This is a genomic window from Frankia canadensis (genome assembly GCF_900197875.1).
Taxonomy (GTDB): Bacteria; Actinomycetota; Actinomycetes; order Frankiales; family Frankiaceae; genus Frankia; species Frankia canadensis.
In genome coordinates this window covers 1-7,639 of record NZ_FZMO01000188.1, presented here as the reverse complement: position 1 = coordinate 7,639, position 7,639 = coordinate 1, and the positions used below count along the sequence as shown (strand labels likewise).

8 protein-coding genes and 1 pseudogene are annotated in these 7,639 nt (G+C 74.1%); all 9 read left to right on the top strand.

What is annotated here, in order from left to right:
* Positions 1-292: pseudogene (locus C1A33_RS34975) on the top strand (hypothetical protein); the annotation flags it as partial.
* Between the two features lie 57 nt (positions 293-349).
* Positions 350-1,708 carry a Pup--protein ligase gene (gene pafA / locus C1A33_RS16085; RefSeq protein WP_101832306.1) on the top strand — a complete coding sequence of 453 codons (1,359 nt, stop codon included), beginning with the start codon at positions 350-352 and terminating at the stop codon, positions 1,706-1,708.
* Between the two features lie 14 nt (positions 1,709-1,722).
* On the top strand, positions 1,723-2,367 hold the full coding sequence (locus C1A33_RS16080) for an FKBP-type peptidyl-prolyl cis-trans isomerase (protein WP_101832305.1): 645 nt from the start codon (positions 1,723-1,725) through the stop codon (positions 2,365-2,367).
* A 101-nt stretch (positions 2,368-2,468) separates the two neighbouring features.
* Positions 2,469-3,662, top strand: a complete 1,194-nt coding sequence (locus C1A33_RS16075; RefSeq protein WP_243407610.1) for a helix-turn-helix transcriptional regulator — start codon at positions 2,469-2,471, stop codon at positions 3,660-3,662.
* Entirely contained in the window at positions 3,659-4,633 is a 975-nt protein-coding gene (locus C1A33_RS16070) for a helix-turn-helix transcriptional regulator (protein ID WP_101832304.1), read from the top strand. The genes C1A33_RS16075 and C1A33_RS16070 overlap by 4 nt, the downstream gene beginning before the upstream one ends.
* A gap of 10 nt (positions 4,634-4,643) precedes the next feature.
* Complete coding sequence (locus C1A33_RS16065) at positions 4,644-4,859, top strand: hypothetical protein (RefSeq protein ID WP_101832307.1); 216 nt, start codon at positions 4,644-4,646, stop codon at positions 4,857-4,859.
* A gap of 409 nt (positions 4,860-5,268) precedes the next feature.
* Positions 5,269-5,532, top strand: coding sequence for a Sec-independent protein translocase subunit TatA (gene tatA / locus C1A33_RS16060; RefSeq protein ID WP_101832303.1), 264 nt, complete (start codon positions 5,269-5,271; stop codon positions 5,530-5,532).
* 97 nt (positions 5,533-5,629) lie between these two features.
* The gene (gene tatC, locus C1A33_RS16055) at positions 5,630-6,652 is read left to right on the top strand and encodes a twin-arginine translocase subunit TatC (RefSeq protein ID WP_101832302.1); all 1,023 of its coding nucleotides are present in this window, start codon (positions 5,630-5,632) and stop codon (positions 6,650-6,652) included.
* A 164-nt stretch (positions 6,653-6,816) separates the two neighbouring features.
* On the top strand, positions 6,817-7,639 hold an 823-nt coding region (locus tag C1A33_RS16050), incomplete at its 3' end, for a DEAD/DEAH box helicase (protein ID WP_243407609.1).

Here is a 7,639-nt window from a genome sequence, read left to right as displayed (position 1 = left end):
GTCCCAGCCCACGCCGGCCCAGGCGGGTCTGGCCCGGTCCCCGGCGACACAGTCCGCACTGGCCGGGCCCGCACTGGCCGGGCCGTCGTTGGCGGAGTCGGAGCCGACGCAGCCGGCGGCGCCGCTGGAGCGCACCGTGCCGATGGACGCGCCCGGGTCCGCCGGCAGCGTCCGGCTGGTGCCGCCGAGCCGCCCCGCGGACGCCTGCGCCGGGCCGACCGTCGACGCCCGCGCGGACGGCGCGGCGGACCCGGCGGCGGGCGGCGGGCCGGGAGGCCCGGCACCCCGGTGAGCGTGGTCCCGAGCGTCTGGCCCCGCCGGGGCGGCATCCGAGCATAGGGTCACAGACGTGGATCGCCGCATCTTCGGACTGGAGAACGAGTACGGCGTCACCTGTGTGTTCCGGGGGCAGCGACGGCTGTCCCCGGACGAGGTGGCGCGGTACCTGTTCCGTCGTGTCGTGTCGTGGGGACGCAGCTCCAACGTGTTCCTCAAGAACGGGGCCCGCCTGTACCTCGACGTCGGGAGCCATCCGGAGTACGCCACCCCGGAGTGCGACTCCGTGCCGGACCTCGTCACCCACGACAAGGCCGGCGAACGCATCCTCGAGGGTCTGCTCGTGGAGGCGGAACGGCGGCTGCGGGAGGAGGGCATCGCTGGCGACATCCACCTGTTCAAGAACAACACCGACTCGGCCGGCAACAGCTACGGCTGCCACGAGAACTACCTCGTCGGCCGGCACGGCGAGTTTTCCAAGCTCGCCGACGTGCTCGTCCCGTTCCTGGTCAGCCGGCAGATCCTGTGCGGCGCGGGCAAGGTGCTGCAGACCCCGCGCGGGGCGGTCTACTGCATCTCCCAGCGCGCCGAGCACATCTGGGAGTCGGTGTCCTCGGCGACGACCCGCTCGCGCCCGATCATCAACACCCGCGACGAGCCGCACGCGGACGCCGAGCGCTTCCGCCGCCTGCACGTCATCGTCGGCGACTCGAACATGAGCGAGACGACGATGCTGCTCAAGCTCGGCTCGACGGACCTCGTGCTGCGGATGATCGAGGCCGGGGTGATGCTGCGCGACATGACGCTGGAGAACCCGATCCGGGCGATCCGCGAGGTCAGCCACGACATGACCTGCCAGCGTAAGATCAAGCTGGCGAACGGCCGCGAGGTCAGCGCCCTGGACATCCAGCGCGAGTACCACGCCAAGGCCGTCGAGTTCGTCGAGCGCCGCGGCGGTGACGCCGTCGCCAAGCGGGTGCTGGACCTGTGGGGACGCACGCTGCTCGCGATCGAGACCGACGACCTCGAGCTCGTCGCCCGCGAGATCGACTGGGTGACGAAGTACGTGCTCATCGAGCGGTTCCGGCACCGCCACGGCCTGTCGCTGGCCTCCCCGCGCGTCGCCGAGCTCGACCTGAAGTACCACGACATCCACCGCGACCGCGGCCTGTACTACCGGATGGAACGCGCCGGCCTCGTCGAGCGGGTCACCCGCGACCTCGACGTGTTCGAGGCGAAGTCCCGCCCGCCGCAGACCACCCGCGCCCGGCTGCGCGGCGAGTTCATCAAGCGGGCCCAGGAGAAGCGCCGCGACTTCACCGTCGACTGGGTCCATCTCAAGCTCAACGACCAGGCCCAGCGTACGGTGCTGTGCAAGGATCCCTTCCGCTCCGTCGACGACCGCGTCGACAAGCTCATCGCCAGCATGTGAGGAACCCCCCGTCCGTGACGTCCCTCCCGCGGCCCGTCCGTGCCGTCCTGCCCGCCGCCCGCGCCCGTCACCGTGCCCGCGCGCTCGCCGCCGCCCTGCTGCTGCCGGCGACGCTGGCCGGTCTCGCGCTCACCGGCTGCTCCTCGTCGACCGGTCCCGACGGCACCAGCGCCGCCCCGGTGCGCGCCACGCGGCCCGCCGGCCCCGCGCTGCCCGCGGTGCGCAACGCCACCGACCTGAGCCTCGCCCCCCGCGCCGCCGCGGGCTCCGGCGCCGCGCCGACGGGGCTGGTCACCCGCGACCTGGTGACCGGCACCGGCACGCGGGCCACGGCCACGAGCACCGTGCGCATCCAGTACTCCGGCGTGCTGTGGCGCAACGGCGACGAGTTCGACTCCACCTGGGCCGGCAACGGCGGGCAGGCCGTCACCTTCCCGCTGTCGGGCACCATCCCCGGGTTCGGCCGGGGCATCGACGGCATGCGCGTTGGCGGCCGCCGCGAGATCGCCATCCCGCCGGCGCTCGGCTACGGGCCGATGGGCGGCCAGCCGCCGACGATCCTCGCCGACGACACCCTGGTGTTCGTCGTGGACCTGCTCGCCGTCGCGCCCGCCTCCGCCGGCTCCGGCGCGGGCGGCGCCGAGGGTGCCCAGCCCTGACGGCACCGTGCGCGCCCCGGTGGCGCGCCCCCCGACACGACCGCCGAGGCATCTCACCTCGAGGGTCGTGTCGGGGCCCGGGCGGGGTGCGGCTAGCCTGTGTGAGTGTGTCCCGGCGCCGGGTGGAACGCCTGCTCAACCTGACGATGTGCCTGATGGCGACATCGCGTTTTCTCACCGTGTCCCAGCTTGGGGAACTGGTCGAGGGATACGAGCCGGGCGTCGGCGCGGAGGAGCAGGACGCCTTCCGGCGGATGTTCGAACGGGACAAGGCCTACCTGCGCGAGATCGGCATTCCGCTGGAGACCGGCACCGACTCGGCGCTCAGTGACGAGGTCGGCTACCGCATCCGCCGCGGTGACTACGCGCTGCCCGACATCGCGCTGGCCCCCGACGAGGCGGCGGCGCTCGCCCTCGCCGGCTCGCTGTGGTCGTCGACGGCGCTGGCCGGCCCGGCTGCCAGCGCCCTGCGCAAGCTCGCGGCCGGCGGTGCGGCGGTCGACGAGGGCGGGGGCCTCGCCGCCCTCGACGGGTTCGAGCCACGGGTCGACGCCGCCGAGCCCGCCTTCGAACCGTGCCTCGCCGCCGTCCAGTCCGGCCGGGCGATCCGTTTCCCCTACCGCAAGGTCGGCGAGGCGGCGGTCGCCGAGCGGCAGGTGGAGCCGTGGGGCGTGCTGTCCTGGCGGGGCCGCTGGTACCTGGTGGGTCACGACCTCGTCCGCGCCGCGCCGCGGGTGTTCCGCCTGTCGCGGGTCGCCGGCACCGTGCGCCTGGTCGGCCCCGCCGGCGCCGTGCGGGTGCCCCCCGGCACCGACCTGCACCGGATGGTGTCCGCGCAGGCACCGCCGGAACGCACCCGCACCGCGACGCTCGCCGTGCGCCGCGGCGCCGGGCACACGCTGCGCCGCGGCGCCCGCCCGGCCGGCGGGTTCGGCTGCATCCCGCCCGCGCGCCCGCGCCCGGCCGTGCCCGCGGACCTGGACCTGCTCGAGCGCGAGTTCTCCGACACCGAGCGATTCGCCCGCTGGATCGTCGGCGCCGGCCCCGACGTGCTGGTCGTGGACCCACCCGACCTGCGCGCCGCCGTCGTCGCCCGGCTGCGCGCCGCCGCCGCGGGCACCGCCCCCGGTGAGCGGGACGCGGCGGCCGGGCCGGACGGGGCATGCGGGCTGCAGGAGGCTGCCGGGCAGGAGGAGGCGGCCGGGCTGGAGGAGGCGGGCCCGCGGGGCGAGCGGCGGGCGCCGGATCCCGCCGACGCGTCCCTGCCGGGCACGGTGGGTGAGCCGGGGCGATGAGTGCCGCGACCGATCGGCTGAGCCGGCTGCTCGCCCTCGTCCCGTGGCTGCGCGCCCATCCGGGGGTGTCGCTGCCCGCCGCCGCCGAGGCGTTCGGCATCACCCCGCGCCAGCTGCGCGACGACCTCGACCTGCTGTTCGTCTGCGGGCTGCCCGGCGGGGCGCCCGGTGACCTCATCGACCTGAGCTACTCCGGCGACCAGATCACCGTCGCCGACCCGCAGACCCTCGACCGTCCGCTGCGGCTGTCGGTGGACGAGGCGACCGCGCTCGTCGTCGCCGCCCGTGCCCTCGCCGACGTGCCGGGACTGGCCGGCCGCGACGCCCTCGACCGGGCGCTGGAGAAACTCGAGAAGGCGGTGGGCGCCAGCGCCAGCGCCGCCGGTCAGGTCCGGGTCAGCCTCGACACCCACGACGAGGTCCTCGCCGCCGTGCAGCGCTCGCTGCGGGAACGGCGCCGGGTGCACCTGCGCTACCTCGTCTGGTCGCGCGACGAGCTGACCGAGCGCGACGTCGACCCGATGCGCGTGCTGGTCCGGGAGGGCCGCTGGTACCTGGAGGGATGGTGCCATCGGGCGGAGGCGGTGCGGCTGTTCCGGCTCGACCGCATCGACGGCCCGGACGGGGTGCGGCTGCTCGACGTCCCCGCGGCCCCGCCGCCCGAGGCGGTCTCCCGGGACACCAGCGACGGCATCTACCACCCGGCCCCCGGCGACGTGCGGGTCGTGCTCGAACTGTCCTCCCCGGCGCGCTGGGTCGCCGACTACTACCCGGTGACGCAGGTCCGGGAGCTGTCCGCGGGTCGTCTCGAGGTCACCCTGCACGCCCGGGAGACGTCCTGGCTGCACCGGCTGGTGCTCGGTCTCGGCGCCGACGTACGCGTCGTCGAGCCCCGCGCGCTCGCCGAGGACGTCCACGCCCTGGCCCGGCGCGCGCTCGCCGCCTACGGCCTCGATCCCGGCGACGGATAGGGTCATGGTCATGCTCTGGGCGTTGGTCTACCTCGTGCTGATCCTCGGCGGACTGGCGCTGCTCGTCCTGTGCGCCTGGCGGGTGTGGCAGAAGGTGCGCGGGGTGCGCCGGGCGCTGGGTGAGCTGTCCACCCGGGTGTCCGGCCTCGCCACCGACACCGCGGCGCTGTCGGCCCGGCTCGACCACGCCGAGGTCGGCGCGCGCCTCGCCGACCGCACCTCCTGACGCGAGCCCCGGGACACCCCGGGCCGAGGCCGTCGCCCGACGGGGCCACCGAATGACCACAAGGCGCGACCGATCCGGCGGTGGCGGCGCGCGGCGGCGCCGGAAGCATGGTCCGGGTGTGATCCGTGGTGGCTCGGCCCCTGGCCAGCGGCGGCTACGCCTCGTGAGGACGCACGGTGCGCCGCGCGGTTGCCCACCTGCGGACAGTCGCCGCAGGCTGTGACGGGCGGGAAGGAGCCCGCGCACTGTCGCGGTTCGGCTACACTTCGTCTGTCAGGTCTGCTTCGTTGCGCAGCCGTCATCTGCCGGATACCCGAACACCTTCTATCGACTCCTAGGCTGACCGACGTAGCATCGTTCGCACCGGTCGTCGTACCGGGCCGGTACCGCTCATCGGAGGACGCCGACCATGCCTAACCTGGGCACCACCGAGATCATCATCATCGCCCTCGTCGTGATGGTGCTGTTCGGAGCGAAGAAGCTCCCCGATGCGGCGCGTTCCTTCGGGCGTTCGCTGCGGATCTTCAAGGCCGAGACCAAGGGCCTGCGCGACGACGACCAGCCGGCCGCCCCCGTGCCGGCGCCGCTGCCGATCGAGGCGCCCGCGCCCGTCGCGCAGCCCGGCGCGGCGAGCTCGGTCAACGGCTCCGTCCCGGCGGCCGACCGGCACTGACCGCGTCACCTGCCGGCCGGGTGATGCGCGCCCGGCCGGTTCCCGGCGGTCTCCAGGCCGGCCGGGTCCCCCCATCCCTCGACCAGGAGACGCCGACGTGCCAGGCATTCCGACGCCGCGCAGGCTTCTCGCCTCGGTGAACAACCGGCGGACCCGCACGGTCGAGGACAGCCGGATGCCCCTCACCGAGCATCTGCGCGAGCTGCGGAACCGGATCGCGATCTCGCTGGTCGGGTTCGCGATCGCGGCGGTCGTGTGCTTCATCTTCGAGCCGCACATCTTCGACTGGCTCAAGGCGCCCTACTGCGACCTGCCGGCGGACAAGCGGTTCAGCCCGGACGGCACGGCGTCGGCGAACTGCACGCTGTACTTCTTCGGCATCCTCGACGCGTTCACGATCCGCCTGAAGATCTCGATGATCGCGGCGGCGGTGGTCTCCTCGCCGATCTGGCTCTACCAGCTGTGGTCGTTCATCACCCCCGGGCTGCACCGGCACGAGCGGCGCTGGTCGCTGACCTTCGTGGCGATCTCGCTGGTGCTGTTCGCCACCGGCGCCGTGTTCGCCTACCTCACCCTGTCGACGGGCCTGGGCCTGCTGCTCGGCTTCGGCGGCCACGGGCTGGTCAGCGTCCTGGACGGCAACCGCTACCTCAGCTACGTCCAGGCGATGCTGCTGATCTTCGGCCTGTCGTTCGAGGTGCCGCTGCTCGTCGCGATGCTCAACCTCGCCGGGGTGGTCACGACGGCGAAGCTGCGCTCGTGGCGGCGCGCCGAGATCTTCCTCGTGTTCGTCTTCGCCGCGATCATCACCCCGAGCCAGGACCCGTTCACCATGCTCGCGCTCGGCCTGCCGATGTGCCTGCTCTACGAGGTGGCACTCATCATCGGCTGGCTCAACGACCGCCGGCGCTCGCGGCGCGGCGACACGTCCCCCTACGCCGACCTCGCCGACGACGAGGCCTCGCCGTTGGACTTCGACGAAGCCCACCGTCCGCGCTTCGCCGAGCCGGCCCCAGCGCCGGCCGCGACGGGCGACGGGGCGGGCACGTCATCCCCGGTCGGCGCGGGCACCGGTCCGGCGCCCGGCGGCGGTGACCCGCTGCACGGCGACATCACCTGACCATCGCCGCCCTCGCCGTTCCCCTCCTCGCCGTCCCGCCTTCGTCGTCGCCTGCCTCGTGGCGTCCACGTCACTGTTCTCGTCCACGTCACTGTTCTCGTCCACGTCAAGGTGGCGGCGCTCGCGGCGGATGAGTGCCGGCCGCGTCCCGTAGGGTGGCAGACGTGTCCTCCGCGCCAGCGGCTCTCGTGGAGTTCGCCGCCAGCCTTCCCTTCGGGCTCGACCCGTTCCAGCACGAGGCGCTGACGGCGCTGGCGGCCGGTGACGGGGTGCTCGTCGCGGCGCCGACGGGCGCGGGCAAGACGGTGGTCGGCGAGTTCGCCGCCCACCTCGCCCTGCGCACCGCGACCCGCTGCTTCTACACGACGCCGATCAAGGCGCTGTCCAACCAGAAGTACGCCGACCTCGTCGCCCGCCACGGCGCCGACGCCGTCGGCCTGCTCACCGGCGACACCTCCCGCAACGGCTCCGCCCCGATCGTCGTCATGACGACCGAGGTGCTGCGCAACATGCTCTACGCCGGCCCCGCCGGCGGCCGCGGCCTTGACGACCTCGGCTACGTGGTCATGGACGAGGTGCACTACCTCGCCGACCGGCAGCGTGGCGCCGTGTGGGAGGAGGTCATCATCCACCTGCCGGCGCATGTCCGGCTGGTCTCCCTGTCCGCGACGGTGAGCAACGCCGAGGAGTTCGGCGAGTGGCTCGTCACCGTCCGCGGCCACACCCGGGTCATCGTCAGCGATCACCGGCCCGTGCCGCTGTGGCAGCACGTCCTCGCCGACCGGGCCCTCTACGACCTGTTCCTCGAGGACGCCGCCGGCCCGCCCGGCGCGGCCGCCTCGCCCGCCACCGCGGCCTCGGCGGCGCTGGCCCGCGCGGTGTCCCCGCACGAGCTCGCCGGCCCCGACCCGCGGACCGCCGTCGACCGGACTGCCGTCGACCGGACTGCCGTCGACCGGACTGCCGTCGACCGGACTGCCGTCGACC